The sequence below is a fragment of the Methylobacterium sp. Leaf108 genome, assembly GCF_001423265.1.
Classification (GTDB): domain Bacteria; phylum Pseudomonadota; class Alphaproteobacteria; order Rhizobiales; family Beijerinckiaceae; genus Methylobacterium.
Map to the genome: position 1 here is coordinate 49708 of NZ_LMND01000034.1, position 15677 is coordinate 65384.

Consider the following 15677-nt stretch of genomic DNA (forward strand, 5'->3'; position numbering starts at 1 on the left):
ATCCACTTCGCGGCACGACGAAGAAATCTGGAAGGGGAGAATACACGACATGAAGGCGTTCTGTGTCATGACCATCGTCGGTCTGAGCCTCATGGGCTCGGCCGTTTCCGTATCGGCGCAGCCCTACGGCGGCCGGGACTACGGCGAGCGCAGCTACGGCGAGCGCGACCGTGGGTATGGCGACCGCGACCGCGGCTACGGAGACCGTGACCGCGGCTACGACCGCCGCCGCTCCGGCTTCGACGAGGGCGAGTACCTGCGCTGCAACCCCGACGTCCGTCGCGCGGTCAATCGCGGCCAGATGGAATCCGGAGCCACGCACTATCGGACCTTCGGTCGCCGGGAAGGCCGCCGCCTGAGCTGCTGACGAGCGGCAAGCCGCGCTCGACCTGCGGCGGGCTTCACACCTGAACGACCGGTTCCGGGGGGGCAGCCCCCGGAATTTCTTTGACCGGAATGCCTCCATCGCAGGCAATACCGCGTCGGACACCCGCAGCGCACAGGGGATGAGGGGCGAATGGGCTCGACGCGCCCCGGCAGGGCGCGTCGGTGTCGCCTCAGGAATCCAGACCCTCGTCCTCGTCGATGTCCACGAGGAACACGATGTCGGCGTCGTCCTCGTCCTCGTCGTCTTCCTCGTCGTCGTTCGAGGCCTGGGCGTGCGACGAATCCGGGTGGGGCGCCTTGGCGTGGCGCGCATCCGGCTCGAAGGGCTCGTCCTCCTCGGAGTCGTCTTCCGCCAGCGCGTCCTCGAAGATCTCGATCTCTTCCTCGTTGGCGGCGCGGATCTTGAGTTCCGACTTGCCGTTCCAGAGCACGCGGCCGTCGCTCTTCATGGTCTGGATGTCGTCCTTGAAGCCGTCGCAGGTGAAGAGGTCGCGGGCGACCTCCTCGCTGCCGTTGATGACCGCAATGGCGACGCCGTCGATTTCGAGTGTGAACATCGCGATTCCTTCATCTGAGGCTATGAGCCGCCGCTCGTTTAGGGGCGAACCCTGCCGGCGCCAACCGGAATCAGGGTCGCTCCCGCAATAACTCCCGCGATCGGCCCGGGTGTCCCGCGAGCCACGCATGCCGCGGGGGCGAACGATTTCGCCGGCGTCAAGCGCCGCCACCGCCGCCGCGGCCGATGGCGCGCTTCACGACCCCCTGGACCTCCGGGTTCGACAGGAACAGGTCGTGGTTGATGAGACCGCCGCCGTAGTCGGAGGCGTCCGCCACCCGCACCCCGAGGGCCTCGAGGCGGGCCCGGTCGGCGGCACCGGCCCGGACGACGCCGCCGGCGATGGCGCCCGAGAGCTCCAGCGCCCGGTCGTTGGTGGCCGAGATCACGGTGATCTTGTTGACGTCCGAGCCGAGGCGCTCGGCGCTGGCAGTGAACAGGTCGATGTCGATGTCGGGCGCCGCGAGGATCACCGCGCCGATGCGCGCCATCGCCGCCTCGCCGGCCTCGGCGCGCAGCATGCGCAGGGTCTCCAGGGTCAGGAGAGTGCCCATGGAGTGGGCGACGATGTTGATGCGCCCGCCGCTGGGCGAGGCGACCAGCGCCTTGAGAAGGTCACCGAATCCGTCGCGCGACCACAGGGCGCTCTCGCGGTCGTAGCCGTAGTCGAAGGTGGCCGCGGCCGAGGGCCAGGTGAACAGGGCCGAGGCGCCGCGGAACCGGATGCCGTCGGAGAGCCGCGCCGCGCTGACGGCGGCCGATTCGAAGCTCTCGCGATAGCCGTGGACGTAGATCAGGAGATCGCGCCCCAACGCCGCCTCCGCGAAGGCGGCCGCCGCCCCGGGCCCGGTCTGGACCTGCGGCACGGCGCTGACGGCCCAGTCGCCGGTGACCACCGCCGAGACCTTGCCGATCAGCGAGCGGTCGGGCGAGGCGAGCCGGACTTCGGCGAAACTCAGGCCGCGCCCCCGGTCGGAACTGAAGTACGGCGCCTTGGGCGGATTGCCGACGGGCTTGCGGGTGGTCGCCACCAGCAACACGGGGCTCACGTCCAGGGCCGAGGACTTCTCCGGCCCCCCCGCCGTGCCGGTGGCGAGCCCATCGGCGACGCAGGCGGCGAGGCCCGGCGCCAAGGTCGCGATCGCGGCCAGCCGGATCAGGGACCGTCGGGTCGGCCGGAGGTCGGGTTGCATGGCAGGCTGCATGTCGGGTTGCATGGGATGACGTCAGCCCTGGGGATCGCATGCCGGGAACGGCTTCGGTCGGCTCACGCCGTGTCGGACAAGATCGTGACCGTGGCAGGGCACGGCCCCGCTTAACCGCCGTGACGGACCGGTCGCCCGCTCGGCTGTGGCCGATGCGGCACAGATCGGTCCCGCCCCCTCGACGAACGCCCGTCGTCCCGGCATGAAGGACGCCATGGCGCCTCCTCCCCTCGACATCGATGCCCTTCGCGAGCGGCTTCTGGCCGGTGACCGCGCGGCCCTGGCCAGGGCGATCACCCTCGCGGAATCGCGTCGGGCGGACCATCGCGCCACGGCCCGCAACCTCATCGACGCCGTCCTGCCCCAGACCGGGTCCGCGATCCGCGTCGGCATCACCGGGGTTCCCGGCGTCGGCAAGTCGACCACCATCGATGCGCTGGGCGCCAATCTGACCGCCGCCGGCCACAAGGTCGCGGTGCTGGCGGTGGACCCGAGTTCCAGCCGCACCGGCGGATCGATCCTCGGCGACAAGACCCGGATGGCGCGCCTGGCGCTCGACCCCAACGCCTTCATCCGGCCCTCGCCGTCCTCGGGGACGCTGGGCGGGGTCGCCGCCAAGACCCGCGAGACCATGCTCCTGTGCGAGGCGGCGGGCTTCGACGTGATCCTGGTGGAGACCGTCGGCGTCGGCCAGTCCGAGACGGCGGTGGCGGACCTCACCGACTTCTTCCTCGTGCTGATGCTGCCGGGGGCCGGCGACGAACTGCAGGGCATCAAGAAGGGCATCCTCGAGCTCGCCGACATGATCGCGGTCAACAAGGCCGACGACGGCGAGGGCGAGCGCCGGGCGAGCGCCGCGGCCTCCGAGTACCGGGCCGCGCTCCACATCCTGAGCGCACCGAGTTCGACCTGGTCGCCGCCGGTGGTGACGATCTCCGGGCTGACCAACAAGGGCCTCGACGGGATGTGGGCGAAGGTGGTCGACCACCGCGCGAAACTCACCGCCACCGGCGAGATCGAGAAGAAGCGCCGGGCCCAGGACGTGAAGTGGATGTGGGCGCTCGTCCACGAACGGCTGCACCAGCGTCTGGTCGGCTCCGCGGAGGTGCGCGTGAAGACCGCCGAGGCCGAGGCGTCGGTGTCCTCGGGAACGCGCTCCCCGGCTGCCGGAGCGGAGGCGATCGCGACCCTGATCGGCCTGTGACCGGCCATCTGCTGGTGACGGGCTTCGGGCCGTTCCCCGGCATGCCGGTCAATCCCAGCGCGATCCTCGCGCGGCGGCTGGCGGCGCATCCGCGCCTGCGCCGGCTCGCTGTTTCGCCCTACGTGCTCATCCTGCCCACCGCCTACGCGGCGATCGCGACGCATCTCGAACCGGCCCTGGCCGCTCGCCCCTGCGCGATCCTGATGATCGGCGTCGCCGCCCGCGCACGCCGGGTGAGGGTCGAGAGCCGCGCCGTCAACCGGGCGAGCCGGCTGTTTCCCGATGCCTCGGGCCGGGTCTCGGCGCGGCTCTGCCTCGAGCCCATGGGGCCGGCGGCGCGCACGAGCCCGGTAGCCGCCTTCGTCCTGCGCCGCCTGCGGGAGCGGGGCGTCGCCGCGATCGCCTCGCGCAACGCCGGCCGCTACCTGTGCAACGCCACCTACTTTCGCGCGCTGCACGCGGGGTGCCCGGTGGTGTTCCTGCACGTTCCGCCGCAGCGGCGCGACCGGTCCGCCGACCGGCTCGTCGACGCGCTGGCGGATGTCGCGTTGGCCCTGGTCGGGCGCGCGCGTGTCGCGTCCGCCCTTCCGTGACCGGTGCCGAGAGGGCACCCTACCGAAGGGGGTCCACCGGGTCCGGCGCCTCGACCTCGCCCTTGCGCTGGAGCAGGAGGGCGAGGAACCAGCACAGGGCGGCCCAGGCGGCGCCCATGCACCAGCCCGCGACCACGTCGCTCGGCCAGTGGACCCCGAGATAGACCCGGCTGAAGCCCACCAGGAGCGTCATAGTCACGCCGAGCGTCAGGATCAGGACCTTGATCGAGCGCTGCGTCTCGACCCGTGCGAGCAGGCCCGCCAGGGTGAGATAGGCGATGGCCGACATCATCGCGTGGCCACTGGGGAAGCTCGCCGTGAACACCTCCATCCCATGCGGCACGAGGTCCGGCCGGGGCCGCTGGTAGAACAGCTTGAGGACCGTCGAGGCGATCTCGCCGCCGCCGATCGCCGCCACCAGGAAGGCCGCGATCCGGCGGCGTCCGGTCAGCGCGAGATAGACGACGATCGAGACCGTCACGAAGACGATCGTGAAGATGCTGCCGAGCCCCGTGATGTCGCGCATGGTCTCCTCGAGCCAGCGCGGCCCGAGAGGATCGGACGGATCGAGCGGGTTGCGCAGGGCGAGCAGGACCTTGCGGTCGAGGGCGGCGGTCGAGCCCTCGCCGACCTCGTCGGCGAGGAAGAAGAACCCGTAGCCGAGCAGGCTCACCGCCATCAGCGAAACGAGGGGGCCGATCTCGTTGAGGCGCAGCCGGCGCCACAAGGCGGTGGCGCGGCCGACCACGACGGTGTCGCGTCCGTCGACGGCCAGGAACTTTGGAACGTGCTTCATGGTGCGGATCGGGTCTTGTGTGGCGAATGCTGTCCGAACGGAAACGAGGCACGGTGCGACCAGGGTCCGCCGAGGTAGCGCCAGAGGATGAGGCCGGGCGCTATGAAGCGTAACGGCGCGAAGTCCCCGTTCAACCGCTCGTGTAGCGCTCGCGCGACCTGCGGCGCCACCTTGTTCTGGACGGTGACGTGCGGGCGCCAGCCCTGGCGGTCCTGGTTGGTCAGCATGGCATCGAACCGCGCCGCCAGCCTTGCGCGGACGGCCGAGAGAGCCGGGGATTCGAGCACGTAGGCGACGCCTCGCCCAGTGAAGCGTAGGCCCGTCACCGCGACCTCCGGCATCGGTTCGTCGCGGGTCGCCTCGCGGATCGCCTGCGCGACCTCGGCCTCCTCCAACCCGTCGAGGTGATGGAACAGGGTGGCATGCGCCGGAATCCGGTTGAGCGCCTCCGGAAAGTGACGACGGCGCAACCCGTCGAAACGCTCTCCCGTTCCGGGATCGAACGCCAGCGTCAGGATCAGCGGGTCCGCGGTGGAAGGAGACGGGTTCATGCCGGGATTGCGTTCATGCCGGGACCAAGGTGGGGAACGCACCGTGCCGGGCCAAGGGATCAAAGAGGGATCGCCGAGGGAATCCCGTCGACGGGATGACCTGTTCAGCCGCCCGCCGGCCGGTTAAGGAGCCGGCATGCAGCGTCACAAGCGGGAGATCGTCCATGTCGGCCGGGAGGGGTGGCTCTTCCTGATCGGGGGGACCAACGGGGTCCTCGACCAGTATCGGTCGACGTGGCGGTGGTGGCAGTTGCTGCGCGGCTGGGCGAAGCTGATCCGGCAAAGGTCGGCCAGGGCCAGGTCGCTCGGCATCCGTTATGCCCACATCGTCGTCCCAGAGAAACTGTCCGTCTACGACGACCGCACGGATGGCCTCGTGTTCGATCCGGGCAAGTCGCCGGCCCGCCGCCTCGCCCGGCGCCTGGCGGGCGAGGCGGCCTTGGTCGACCTGCTCGGGCCGATGCGAGCCGCCCGCGACGGACCGGTCCCGCTGTACTATCGCACCGACAGCCACTGGAGCCACGACGGCTGCCTTCTCGCCTACCGCCACCTGATGCGGGCCTGCGGCGCCGTGGTGCCGCCCGATATCGCCGATCGGCCGCGCTTCGACACCGAGCGGGTGCGCGACCTCGGCGAGAAGCTGCCGGACCGGCCGGTGGAACGGGCCAGCCTGTGCTGCATCGCGCGGGATGCGGCGCGCAGCTACGCCAGCCCGCTGGTGGAATCCTACGAGGCGGCCGACCGGGCGCCCTACCTGCACGGTGGCGCCCATGTGGTGTACCGCAACGAGAACCCGGCCGCCGATCCGCGCACCCTGATGCTGTTCGGCGATTCCTATGCGCATTTCGCCCCGATCATGCTCACCGGGCTGCTCGCGGAGAGCTTTCGCGAAGTGCATTTCATCTGGTCGTCGAGCCTGGACTGGCGCCACATCGAGCAGGTGCGGCCCGACCTCCTCGTCACCGAGATGGCGGAACGCTTCATGGTCCGCCTGCCCGACGACGCCTACGACCTCCTCGACCGCAGCGGCCCGGAAGATCCGGCCCATCTCGACAGCCTGCCGCCCTTCCCGGCCTCCGAGATCGTGTGACCGGCGCGGCGCCATCGCGCCGGCGCCCCCTTCCCGCTCGGCACACGGCGCCCATGTCTGTCGGCATGGCTCTGCTACGATGGCGCCCGCCGACGGCGGCGCGCACGGGCGAACGAGGTCGACTGAGCGATGGGACTTCTCGTGGACGGCGTCTGGCGGGACGCATGGTACGACACCGCCTCCACGGGCGGTCGCTTCAAGCGCACGGACGCCAAGTTCCGCAACTGGGTGACCGCCGACGGCTCGCCGGGACCCTCGGGCGAGGGCGGGTTTCCCGGCGAGCACGGGCGCTACCACCTCTACGTTTCCCTGGCTTGCCCCTGGGCGCATCGCACCCTGATCGTGCGGGCGCTGAAAGGCCTGGACGAGGCGATCTCGGTGTCGGTGGTCGATCCGCACATGGGCTCGGAGGGCTGGGTGTTCGGTACCTCGCCCGGCGCCACCCCCGACACGGTCAACGGTGCGAGCCGGCTCTACGAGGTCTACCTGAAGGCCGATCCGGCATTCACCGGGCGGGTGACCGTGCCGGTAATGTGGGACAGGACCCGCGCCACCATCGTCTCGAACGAATCGGCCGAGATCGTCCGCATGCTCGATGCCGCATTCGATGCCGAGGGACCGTCGCTGTACCCGGAGGCGCTGCGACCGGAGATCGACGCGATCAACGCCCGCGTCTACGACGCGGTGAACAACGGGGTCTACAAGGCCGGTTTCGCGACGAAGCAGGACGCTTACGAAGAGGCCTTCGAGGCGCTGTTCTCCGAACTCGACGCCCTCGAGGCACGGCTCGACCGGGGGCGATACCTGTGCGGATCAGCCCTGACCGAGGCCGACGTCAGGCTGTTCACCACCCTGGTGCGGTTCGATGCCGTCTACGTCGGGCATTTCAAGTGCAACCGCCGGCGGATCGCCGATTACCCCAACCTTTCCAATTACCTGCGCGATCTCTACGCCCTGCCGGGTGTCGCCGAGACGGTGAACCTGACCCATATCAAGCGGCACTATTACGAGAGCCATCCGACCATCAACCCGACCGGAATCGTGCCGCTCGGTCCCGACCTCGGCCTCGATGCGCCCAACGACCGGGCATTGCGGTTTCCGATTTGACGCGGGGGCAACCGTCCCTCCCGCCCTCGACGAAACGTGGTTCGGCCATATCTCAACGCCCATGACGATACGCACAGCTCTCCTCGCCCTCGGCGCCGTTCTCGCGATGTCCGGCCACGTCCATGCGCAGGCCACCATCAAGCTCGACGGTCGCTGCGAGAGATTGGTCATCGCCGACAAGGATCTGAGCGAGTCCTGCCAGGACACGCTGACGAACGGGGTCGCGCGCAATCGGGCGAGCTTCGAGTTCACCACCAAGGACGGTCGCTCGCTGAGCTTCTCGGGCAACGGCGCCCAACAGGAGCGTACCGAGGAGACCGATCCCCTGCAGCCGATCAACATGATCATCCCGGGCGAGAAGGGGACCGATGGGATCGTCCGCAATCCCACCGTGGCGGTCGGCGCCTGCAGCTTCAAGACGCCGGAGGCGGGCAAGACCGCCATCGTCTGCGAGGCCACGAGCGCGGCCGGACGGTTCGAGGGCACGTTCGTGACCGACGCCAAGGACGCGTCGAAGGACGCGGCGGCGCCGGCCAAGAAGTAAGGCCCTAAGAAGCGGCAAAGAACCGGGGTCGCGGACCGGCCGGTCCATCGGTGTTCCAGGCGTCCCGAGGGGCGGTGACCACTCGCTGCGTCTCCGAACGCCAGGAGTCGCAGAAAGCAAACCGTGGGCCGCAGCCATTGCACCGGCCTGCGTCATGGTTGTAGGGCGCGCTCTGGTCACCGAGCCGCCAAGGCCCATCTATCCGTTGATCGGGTGTCCGCCGGTCGGTTCGGACGTCGACACGCGACGACTTCGAGGGTTCCATGCTTAACGACGCTATCGCGCCCGGCGCGCAACCGGCCGGCGCCACGGGCGCTCCGACCAAGGACGTCACCACCGCGAGCTTCCGCCAGGATGTCATCGCCGAGTCGATGAATCGACCGGTGCTGGTGGATTTCTGGGCGCCCTGGTGCGGTCCCTGCAAGCAGCTCGCGCCGGTGCTCGAGAAGGCCGTGGCGGCCGCCGGCGGCAAGGTCGCCCTGGTCAAGATGAACATCGACGAGCATCCCTCCGTGGCCGGACAGCTCGGGATCCAGTCGATCCCGGCCGTCATCGCCTTCCAGCGCGGCCAGCCGGTGGACGGCTTCATGGGAGCCGTGCCGGAAGCGCAGATCAAGACCTTCATCGAGACGCTGGTGGGCCCGGTCGGGCCGACCCCGGTCGAGGACGTCCTCGGCGAGGCGGCCCTTGCCTTGGAAGAGGGCGACGTCGCCGGTGCGTCCGAGCTCTACGCGGCGGTCCTGGCCGAGGAGCCCGAGAACGTCGTCGCGCTCACGGGGCTCGCCAAGATCCAGCTCGATCTCGGTGAGCTCGACCAGGCGCGCGGCATCCTGGCGATGGTACCCGAGGCCAAGGCGACCGATCCGGCGGTGGCGAGCCTGACCGCCGCCATCGCGCTCGCCGAACAGGCCGCTTCGCTCGGCGATCTGTCCGCCTTCCAGCGGCGGATCGACGCCGATCCGGCCGACCACCAGGCGCGCTTCGACCTCGCGCTGGGGCTCAACGGCCTCAACAAGCGAGACGAGGCGGTCGACCACCTCATCGAGATCGTGCGTCGGGACGGAACCTGGAACGAGGGTGCGGCGCGCAAGCAGCTCCTCACGTTCTTCGAGGCCTGGGGCCTGATGGACAAGGCTTCGATCCGCGGGCGGCGGCGATTGTCGACACTGGTCTTTGCGTAATCGCGCCCATCTGATGGGTGGCGAGACGGTCTGCCGACGAAGGCCGAACCTGATGCCGGCGCCGTTCCCGTGACGGCACGGGTTCCCGAGGAGAAACGATGAGCACGCATTCGGTCTATAAGGGGCCGGACGATTGTCCGGGGGTCATCCCGGTGTTTCCGCTTCCCGGCGCGCTCCTGCTGCCGCGTGGGCAGGTGCCGCTCAACATCTTCGAGCCGCGCTACCTGGCCATGGTGGACGACGCCCTGCGCGGCGACCGCATCATCGGCATGATCCAGCCCGACGTCGACGCCGGCGCCTCGCCGATGACGCCGCGGCTGTACCGGGTCGGCTGCGCCGGGCGCATCACCCAGTTCGCCGAGACCGGCGATGGCCGCTACCTGATCTCGCTCACCGGCATCGCCCGGTTCCGCGTGGAGAGCGAGATGGCCACCACCTCGCGCTACCGGCGCTGCCAGGTGTCCTACACGGATTTCGCGAGCGACTTCGAGCCGCGGGCCGGAGAAGACGCGGTCGACCGCGAAGGCGTCCTCAAGGCGCTCAAGGACTTTGTCGAAAGCAACGACCTCAAGGTCGATTGGGCCGGCATCGACGAGGCGCCGAACGAGGCGCTGGTGAACGCCCTGTGCATGATGAGCCCGTTCGGGGCCCGCGAGAAGCAGGCGATGCTCGAAGCCCCCGATCTGAAATCGCGGGCCGAGGTCTTGATCGCGGTGACCGAGATGGAGTTGGTACGCGGCGCCGGGGCCGACTCGACCCTGCAGTGATCCCACGCGTTCAAAGGACTTCGCCGATGGCCACCGATCCGATTCCCGCGGTCGAAGCGACCCGTGTCGACCCCAAGCTGCTCGAACTCCTGGTCTGCCCGCTCACCAAGCAGTCCCTCGACTACGACGCCGATCGCCAGGAACTGATCAGCCGCTCGGCCAAGCTCGCCTATCCGATCCGCGACGGCATCCCGATCATGCTGCCCGAGGAAGCGCGGACGCTCACCGACTGACGGTCCAAGACGCCGTGCCACCGAGGGACGACCGGGCGAAAAGATCCGGCCGGTCCCGGTCGAGATCGTCCGTTTCTTCGTCTGGTGATGGGTCATCGCGAAATTCGCGGGTGGCAGCTCCCCCGGTAGACGAACGTGCGTCGAAAACCAGCTCCGGCGTGACATCCCGTCCGCGAAGCTCAGCCATAGGCTAATCCTGCACGATAGACCCAATCCGGCTGACCGATGGAGCCTCCGCATCGGGCGGTGTCATCATCCTGCCGTTTGTGCTATGATCATCTGATCAATCCCCACCGCGCGATCGTGAGATATCGCTCGAAACGCTGCCTCACGGCAGATCGTGCGCGGGATCTATTGGCCAACTGTGAAGGATGGATATGTCGAAGTTCTGTGCCGTCGTGATGATGGGTGCCGTCATGGCCGGGCCGAGCCTGGCCGCGCCGACCAAGACCGGGAGTCACTTCAACGGAACTTGGTCCGTCGAACTCGTGACCGAAAGCGGCCTGTGCGACAGCCGCGCCCGTTACGCCGTCTCGGTGAACGAGGGATCGGTGCGGCTCGTCTCCGCCTCCGACAAGGCGCGCCTGTCGGGCCGCGTCGACACCGACGGCACGGTCGGGCTCAGCGTTTCGAACGGGTCCGCGAGCGGTGCCGTCACCGGCCGCCTGCAGGCCCGCTCCGGCGGCGGCACCTGGAAGGTCTCCGCCCTATGCTCGGGTCGCTGGACCGCCACGCGCAGCGATACGCGCACCGCCCAGGCCGAATGATCCGGCCCGGGGTCGAGGTCTCGGGGATCAGGTCGCGGTGGAGAGCCAGGTGCGGGCGTCCTCGAGCTGCGAGCGCTCGAACACCTTGATCTGGGCCGGCGACAGCCGTCCGGCGGTCTCGGCCATGATGCGCATCCACTGCGCGTCGGAGACGACCGCCACGTGGCTGACCCCCTTCAGGAGGGCGAGGCCGAAGCGGACGTCCTTGAAGAAGGCGGCCGGCTCCATGCCCTCGAAGGCGCGGATGTCCTGCAACAGGCGCAGCTTCGTCCCGGACTCGAAATCGGCCTTCATGGCGGCGACGACGGCATCCATCTCGGCGTCGGTGATCTTGCCGTCCACGATGATCTCGGCGACGTTGGATTCCGGCTTCTTCTGATAGCTCAGCACGCTGGCGCACTCCCTTGCGTTCCGCCCGTCGCGCGCCGGATGGCGCTGGGGGACGCGTCCTTATAGGAAACTCTGCGGGTCGACGTCGACCGTGACCCGGACGTTGCCACGGGCCTTGGGCGCACGAGCGAGCCAGTCACGGAGATAGGTCTGCAGGTCGATGGCGCGGGCCGTCTTCACGAGCAGGCGGAACCGGTAGCGGCCGCGGATCAGCGCGAGGGGCGCTTCGGCCGGACCGAGGACCATCACGCCGGCGGGCGGCTCGGCGGCACGGGCGAGCGCCTGGCCGTGGGCCTCGGCCGCCTCCCGCTCGTTGGCCGAGACGACGAGGGCGGCGAGCCGCCCGAACGGCGGCAGGCCCGCCTCCTCGCGGGCGGCGATCTCCTCGGCGTAGAAGCGCTCGCCGTCGCCGGAGAGCAGGGCGGCGATCACGGGGTGCTCGGGCTGGAAGGTCTGGACCAGGGCTCGGCCCGGCCGCTCGCCACGCCCGGCCCGGCCCGTCACCTGCTGCAGGAGTTGGAAGGTGCGCTCGGCCGCCCGCGGATCGCCGGAGGTGAGGCCGATGTCGGCGTCGAGCACGCCCACCAGCGTCAGGTGCGGGAAGTTGTGGCCCTTGGCCACGAGCTGCGTGCCCACGACGATGTCGCAGCCGCCCTCCGCCACCGTCTGGAGTTCGGCCCGCAGGCGCTCGGCTCCGCCCGGGAAGTCGCTCGACAGCACGATGGTGCGCGCCTCCGGGAACAGCGCCGCCACCTCCTCGGCGATGCGCTCGACGCCCGGGCCACAGGGGGTGAGGTTGTCGAAGGTGCCGCAGGCGCTGCACGAGTCCGGCCGGCGCTCGGTGTAGCCGCATTGATGGCAGACGAGGGCCCGGCGGAAGCGGTGCTCCACCAGCCAGGTCGAGCATTGCCGGCACTGGTAGCGGTGGCCGCAGGCCCGGCACAGGGTCAGCGGCGCGTAGCCCCGGCGGTTGAGGAACAGCAGCGCCTGCTCGCCCGCCGTCACCGTCTCGCGCACCGCGCTCACCAGGGCCGGCGCCAGGAAGCTGCCGCGCTCGGGCTTGTCGAGGCGCATGTCGATGGCCGCGATCTGCGGCAGGCGCCGTCCGCCGAAGCGCTCCGGCAGCACGACGCGGCGGTAGCGCCCGCGCATCGCGTTGACCCGCGTCTCGATGGAGGGCGTGGCCGAGGCGAGGACCACGCCGCAATCCTCGAGCCGGCCCCGGACCACGGCCATGTCGCGGGCGTGGTAGTGGACGCCGTCCTCCTGCTTATAGGCGGTCTCGTGCTCCTCATCGACCACGATGAGGCCGAGTTCGGCGAAGGGCAGGAACAGCGCCGAGCGCGCCCCCACCACCACCGCGACCTCGCCGGCCGCCACCCCCGCGCGCAGGCGCTCGCGGCGCTTGCCGCCGATGCCGGAATGCCACGTCGCCGGACGGACACCGAACCGCTCGGCGAAGCGGTCGAGGAACTGCGCCGTCAGCGCGATCTCCGGCATCAGGATCAGGGCCTGGCGCCCGCGCCGCACGCAATCGGCGACGGCCTCGAAATAGACCTCCGTCTTACCCGAGCCGGTGACGCCTTCGAGGAGCACCGTCGGCGGGGTCCCGTCGGCGGGATTCAGGAGCCCGATCAAATCCTCGGCGGCCTGACCTTGCGCCTGCGACAGGGGCACCCGGGCATGGTCGGGATCGGGCGGCAGCGCCACCGGCTCGGGCGCCAGCGCCACCGCCTCCAGGACACCGTCGTCAACGAGGCCGTCGACGACGCTGAGCGACACCTGCGCCTCCTTGGCCAGGGCCCCCTTGCCCCGCATGACGCCGTCGGCGGCGACCGCGAGAACCCTGGCGCGCGCGGTCGTGTGCCGGGACGGCGGCTTACCGGTGGTGCGCACGCCGACGCGCACCGTCTCGGTACGGGCCGCCTCGTCGGGCAGCCGCAGGGCCATGGCCAGTGCCGAGCCCTTCGGCGCCAGGGTGTAGCGGGCGAGCCAGTCGACCAGTTCGCGCAAGGGGCCGGACAGTGCGGGCGCCTCGATCCGCCCCGTCACCGGCCGCAGATTCGAGCCGGCGCGGGTCTTGTCGACGGCCCAGACCACGCCCACGGTCTCGCGCGGCCCCAGCGGAATCTGCACCACGTCGCCGGGCGCCAGCGCCAGCCCCTCTGGGACGGCGTAGCTGTAGGCGGTGTCCAGCGCCAGCGGGATCAGGATCTCGGCGACGCTGGGCATGGAGGCGGTTCTGGTGACATGCTGGGGATATAGGCGTGGTGAAGGCTGACTGCGACCGCCAACCCCAGCGCGATCATCGTGCCGAGGCGTCACGAACGGCGAGCGTCCGGCTCGCGGGACCGGGAGCCCGATGACGTCCACAGACCCAGCGCGGGAAGGCGTGCTCCTCCTTCACGGCATCGCCCGCCGCGCCGCATCCCTCGCCGGGCTGGAGCGCGCCTTCCGCGCCGCGGGATACGCGACGCTCAACCTCGACTACCCGGCGCGCAAGGCGTCCCTCGAAGATCTCGTCGAGCGGATCGCACCGGAGGTGGCGGCCTTCGCCGGCTCGGTCGCCGCCCTGCACATGGCGACGCATTCCATGGGCGGCCTGCTCGCGCGCGCGCTCGTCACCCGGCACCGGCCGGCCAATCTCGGCCGGGTCGTCATGCTCGGTCCGCCCAACGGCGGCAGCGAGATCGCCGACCGGCTCTGGCGGCTCGCCCCCTACCGGCTGTTCTTCGGACCGGCCGGGGCGCAGCTGACGACGACGCCCGATGCGGCCCTGCGCGCATTGCTGGGGCGGGTCGAGTATCCCCTCGGAATCATCGCCGGGGACAGGAGCCTGTCGCCCCTCGAATCCTGGCTGATGCTGCCCGGACCCGACGACGGGCGGGTCACCGTGGCGCGCACGAAAGTCGCCGGAATGACCGACCACGTCACCCTCCACGCCACCCATAGCCTGATGATGAACAACGCGACGGTGGTCGCGCAGGCCTTGCATTTCGTCCGGGTAGGGCGTTTTGCGACACGGGCGGCGCATGGGCCGACGGGGAGTGGCCGGCGGACATGGTCGAGGACGGGATGATCGCGGAGCGGACCGGGGCGGCGGCGCAGGTGCGGCTGCACCTCGACGCGGTCTGCCTCAGCTTCGGACGGACCCGCGTCCTCGACGCCGTCGACCTGACCGTGGAGGCCGGCGAGATCGTCGCGCTGCTCGGCGATTCCGGCTGCGGCAAGAGCACGCTCCTGCGCGTCGTCGCCGGGCTCGAACAGCCGGACTCCGGGACGGTCAGCCTCGACGGGGTGGTCGTGAACGGGCGCGGCGGCGTGCCCGCCGAGGGGCGCGGCGTCGGGCTGATGTTCCAGGACTACGCCCTGTTCCCGCATCTCACCGTGGCCGAGAACGTCCGCTTCGGGCTCCACCGGCGGCCGGCGGCGCAGGCGCAGGCGATCGCGCAGGCGCGCCTCGACCAGGTCGGCCTCGCCGCCCGGGCCGAGAGCTATCCCGGCACGCTGTCGGGCGGCGAGAGCCAGCGGGTGGCGCTCGCCCGCGCGCTGGCACCGGGCCCGCGCATCCTGCTCCTCGACGAGCCGTTCTCGAACCTCGACCGACGCACCCGCGACCACGTCCGGGCCGACACCCTCTCGGTGCTGCGGGCGAGCGGGACCACCACCCTGCTCGTCACCCACGATGCGGACGAGGCCCTGGCCTTGTGCGACCGGATCGCCCTGATGAGGGCCGGGCGGATCGTGCAGGTCGGGAGCGGCGAGGATCTCTACCGGCGACCGGCCACGCATTTCGCCGCACGCTTCTTCACCGACCTCGTCGAGATCGACGGCCGCTGCCGTGACGGCGTCGTCGAGACCCCGTTCGGCCCGGTGCCGGCACCTGGGTTCGCGGCGGGCGAGGCGGTCCTCGTGTGCCTCAGACCGGAGGCGATCCGGCTCGCCGACGACGGAGGGGGCCTGCGGGCGACGGTCGTCGAGCGTCGGTTCCTGGGCAGCCGGGCCATCCTCGTCGCGATGGCGCAGGGCATGCCGGTGCCCGTCAGCCTCGCGGTGCCCCACGGCGACGCGACCGTGCCCGGCGACACGATCGGCCTTCGGGCGGACCTCGACGGCGGCTTTTTATTCCGCCGGGGAGAGGATTAAACCCGCAGGGATAGAATCTTGCGCCACCACAGACCGTATCTCTGCGTTGTCGTGTCGCGAACTCTACTTTTTAAGTGTTTTAAGTAAAAGAGATCGTGCTTGCGCTCCATCGCGCCCGATGCTTGTGAGCAGCCCTCGTCTTTTTACGAAGGCTCGCACG

18 protein-coding genes are annotated in these 15677 nt (G+C 70.2%); 12 read left to right on the forward strand and 6 right to left on the reverse strand.

Annotation, left to right across the window (positions count from 1 at the left end; translation table 11 throughout):
- Positions 1-49: 49 nt before the first annotated feature.
- A complete protein-coding gene (locus ASF39_RS18230; protein WP_056286599.1) occupies positions 50-367 on the forward strand; it encodes a hypothetical protein in 318 nt (105 codons plus the stop codon).
- Positions 368-557: 190 nt separating this feature from the next.
- Here the strand turns inward: ASF39_RS18230 and ASF39_RS18235 are convergent, their stop codons facing one another.
- Positions 558-944 (reverse strand): hypothetical protein, encoded by a 387-nt coding sequence (locus ASF39_RS18235; protein ID WP_055889627.1) that lies wholly within the window; start codon positions 942-944, stop codon positions 558-560.
- A 157-nt stretch (positions 945-1101) separates the two neighbouring features.
- A complete protein-coding gene (locus ASF39_RS18240) occupies positions 1102-2136 on the reverse strand; it encodes an alpha/beta hydrolase (protein ID WP_056286736.1) in 1035 nt (344 codons plus the stop codon).
- A gap of 214 nt (positions 2137-2350) precedes the next feature.
- On the opposite strand from ASF39_RS18240, the gene meaB reads away from it, so the two are divergent.
- Together meaB and ASF39_RS18250 are read left to right on the forward strand one after the other, a co-directional pair.
- A complete protein-coding gene (meaB, locus tag ASF39_RS18245) occupies positions 2351-3352 on the forward strand; it encodes a methylmalonyl Co-A mutase-associated GTPase MeaB (protein WP_156648546.1) in 1002 nt (333 codons plus the stop codon).
- Complete coding sequence (locus ASF39_RS18250; protein ID WP_280137226.1) at positions 3349-3945, forward strand: peptidase C15; 597 nt, start codon at positions 3349-3351, stop codon at positions 3943-3945. Before meaB ends, ASF39_RS18250 begins: the two co-directional genes overlap by 4 nt.
- A 19-nt stretch (positions 3946-3964) precedes the next feature.
- On the opposite strand, the gene ASF39_RS18255 is transcribed toward ASF39_RS18250, so the two are convergent.
- Both ASF39_RS18255 and ASF39_RS18260 read right to left on the reverse strand, forming a co-directional pair.
- Positions 3965-4741, reverse strand: coding sequence for a phosphatase PAP2 family protein (locus tag ASF39_RS18255; RefSeq protein ID WP_055889629.1), 777 nt, complete (start codon positions 4739-4741; stop codon positions 3965-3967).
- Complete coding sequence (locus ASF39_RS18260) at positions 4738-5292, reverse strand: 2'-5' RNA ligase family protein (RefSeq protein ID WP_056286601.1); 555 nt, start codon at positions 5290-5292, stop codon at positions 4738-4740. Before ASF39_RS18260 ends, ASF39_RS18255 begins: the two co-directional genes overlap by 4 nt.
- A gap of 136 nt (positions 5293-5428) precedes the next feature.
- On the opposite strand from ASF39_RS18260, the gene ASF39_RS18265 reads away from it, so the two are divergent.
- The 7 genes from ASF39_RS18265 to ASF39_RS18295 all read left to right on the forward strand — a co-directional run bounded on the left by ASF39_RS18265 (position 5429) and on the right by ASF39_RS18295 (position 10981).
- Positions 5429-6382 (forward strand): hypothetical protein, encoded by a 954-nt coding sequence (locus ASF39_RS18265; RefSeq protein WP_055889633.1) that lies wholly within the window; start codon positions 5429-5431, stop codon positions 6380-6382.
- Between the two features lie 129 nt (positions 6383-6511).
- Positions 6512-7489 (forward strand): glutathione S-transferase family protein, encoded by a 978-nt coding sequence (locus ASF39_RS18270; RefSeq protein WP_056286604.1) that lies wholly within the window; start codon positions 6512-6514, stop codon positions 7487-7489.
- Positions 7490-7550: 61 nt separating this feature from the next.
- On the forward strand, positions 7551-8033 hold the full coding sequence (locus ASF39_RS18275) for a hypothetical protein (RefSeq protein WP_056286608.1): 483 nt from the start codon (positions 7551-7553) through the stop codon (positions 8031-8033).
- 263 nt (positions 8034-8296) lie between these two features.
- Complete coding sequence (gene trxA / locus ASF39_RS18280; RefSeq protein WP_056286610.1) at positions 8297-9214, forward strand: thioredoxin; 918 nt, start codon at positions 8297-8299, stop codon at positions 9212-9214.
- A gap of 98 nt (positions 9215-9312) precedes the next feature.
- Complete coding sequence (locus ASF39_RS18285) at positions 9313-9981, forward strand: LON peptidase substrate-binding domain-containing protein (protein WP_055889641.1); 669 nt, start codon at positions 9313-9315, stop codon at positions 9979-9981.
- A gap of 26 nt (positions 9982-10007) precedes the next feature.
- The gene (locus ASF39_RS18290; RefSeq protein WP_056286613.1) at positions 10008-10214 is read left to right on the forward strand and encodes a Trm112 family protein; all 207 of its coding nucleotides are present in this window, start codon (positions 10008-10010) and stop codon (positions 10212-10214) included.
- A 377-nt stretch (positions 10215-10591) separates the two neighbouring features.
- Positions 10592-10981, forward strand: coding sequence for a hypothetical protein (locus tag ASF39_RS18295; protein ID WP_056286616.1), 390 nt, complete (start codon positions 10592-10594; stop codon positions 10979-10981).
- Between the two features lie 27 nt (positions 10982-11008).
- Here the strand turns inward: ASF39_RS18295 and ASF39_RS18300 are convergent, their stop codons facing one another.
- Together ASF39_RS18300 and ASF39_RS18305 are read right to left on the reverse strand one after the other, a co-directional pair.
- A complete protein-coding gene (locus ASF39_RS18300) occupies positions 11009-11371 on the reverse strand; it encodes an STAS/SEC14 domain-containing protein (RefSeq protein ID WP_055889651.1) in 363 nt (120 codons plus the stop codon).
- Between the two features lie 60 nt (positions 11372-11431).
- On the reverse strand, positions 11432-13744 hold the full coding sequence (locus tag ASF39_RS18305) for a primosomal protein N' (protein WP_348271527.1): 2313 nt from the start codon (positions 13742-13744) through the stop codon (positions 11432-11434).
- Here ASF39_RS18305 and ASF39_RS18310 point away from each other — a divergent pair.
- Positions 13734-14450, forward strand: coding sequence for an alpha/beta hydrolase (locus ASF39_RS18310; RefSeq protein WP_056286621.1), 717 nt, complete (start codon positions 13734-13736; stop codon positions 14448-14450). The genes ASF39_RS18305 and ASF39_RS18310 overlap by 11 nt on opposite strands.
- Complete coding sequence (locus tag ASF39_RS18315; RefSeq protein WP_244472463.1) at positions 14432-15517, forward strand: ABC transporter ATP-binding protein; 1086 nt, start codon at positions 14432-14434, stop codon at positions 15515-15517. The genes ASF39_RS18310 and ASF39_RS18315 overlap by 19 nt, the downstream gene beginning before the upstream one ends.
- The last annotated feature ends 160 nt before the right edge of the window (positions 15518-15677 follow it).

Coding starts and splice junctions, on each gene's coding strand:
- ASF39_RS18230 (WP_056286599.1), top strand. CDS start 50: ATGAAGGCGTTCTGTGTCATGACCATCGTCGGTCTGAGCCTCATGGGC.
- ASF39_RS18235 (WP_055889627.1), bottom strand. CDS start 944: ATGTTCACACTCGAAATCGACGGCGTCGCCATTGCGGTCATCAACGGC.
- ASF39_RS18240 (WP_056286736.1), bottom strand. CDS start 2,136: ATGCAACCCGACCTCCGGCCGACCCGACGGTCCCTGATCCGGCTGGCC.
- meaB (WP_156648546.1), top strand. CDS start 2,351: ATGAAGGACGCCATGGCGCCTCCTCCCCTCGACATCGATGCCCTTCGC.
- ASF39_RS18255 (WP_055889629.1), bottom strand. CDS start 4,741: ATGAAGCACGTTCCAAAGTTCCTGGCCGTCGACGGACGCGACACCGTC.
- ASF39_RS18260 (WP_056286601.1), bottom strand. CDS start 5,292: ATGAACCCGTCTCCTTCCACCGCGGACCCGCTGATCCTGACGCTGGCG.
- ASF39_RS18265 (WP_055889633.1), top strand. CDS start 5,429: ATGCAGCGTCACAAGCGGGAGATCGTCCATGTCGGCCGGGAGGGGTGG.
- ASF39_RS18270 (WP_056286604.1), top strand. CDS start 6,512: ATGGGACTTCTCGTGGACGGCGTCTGGCGGGACGCATGGTACGACACC.
- ASF39_RS18275 (WP_056286608.1), top strand. CDS start 7,551: ATGACGATACGCACAGCTCTCCTCGCCCTCGGCGCCGTTCTCGCGATG.
- trxA (WP_056286610.1), top strand. CDS start 8,297: ATGCTTAACGACGCTATCGCGCCCGGCGCGCAACCGGCCGGCGCCACG.
- ASF39_RS18285 (WP_055889641.1), top strand. CDS start 9,313: ATGAGCACGCATTCGGTCTATAAGGGGCCGGACGATTGTCCGGGGGTC.
- ASF39_RS18290 (WP_056286613.1), top strand. CDS start 10,008: ATGGCCACCGATCCGATTCCCGCGGTCGAAGCGACCCGTGTCGACCCC.
- ASF39_RS18295 (WP_056286616.1), top strand. CDS start 10,592: ATGTCGAAGTTCTGTGCCGTCGTGATGATGGGTGCCGTCATGGCCGGG.
- ASF39_RS18310 (WP_056286621.1), top strand. CDS start 13,734: ATGACGTCCACAGACCCAGCGCGGGAAGGCGTGCTCCTCCTTCACGGC.
- ASF39_RS18315 (WP_244472463.1), top strand. CDS start 14,432: ATGGTCGAGGACGGGATGATCGCGGAGCGGACCGGGGCGGCGGCGCAG.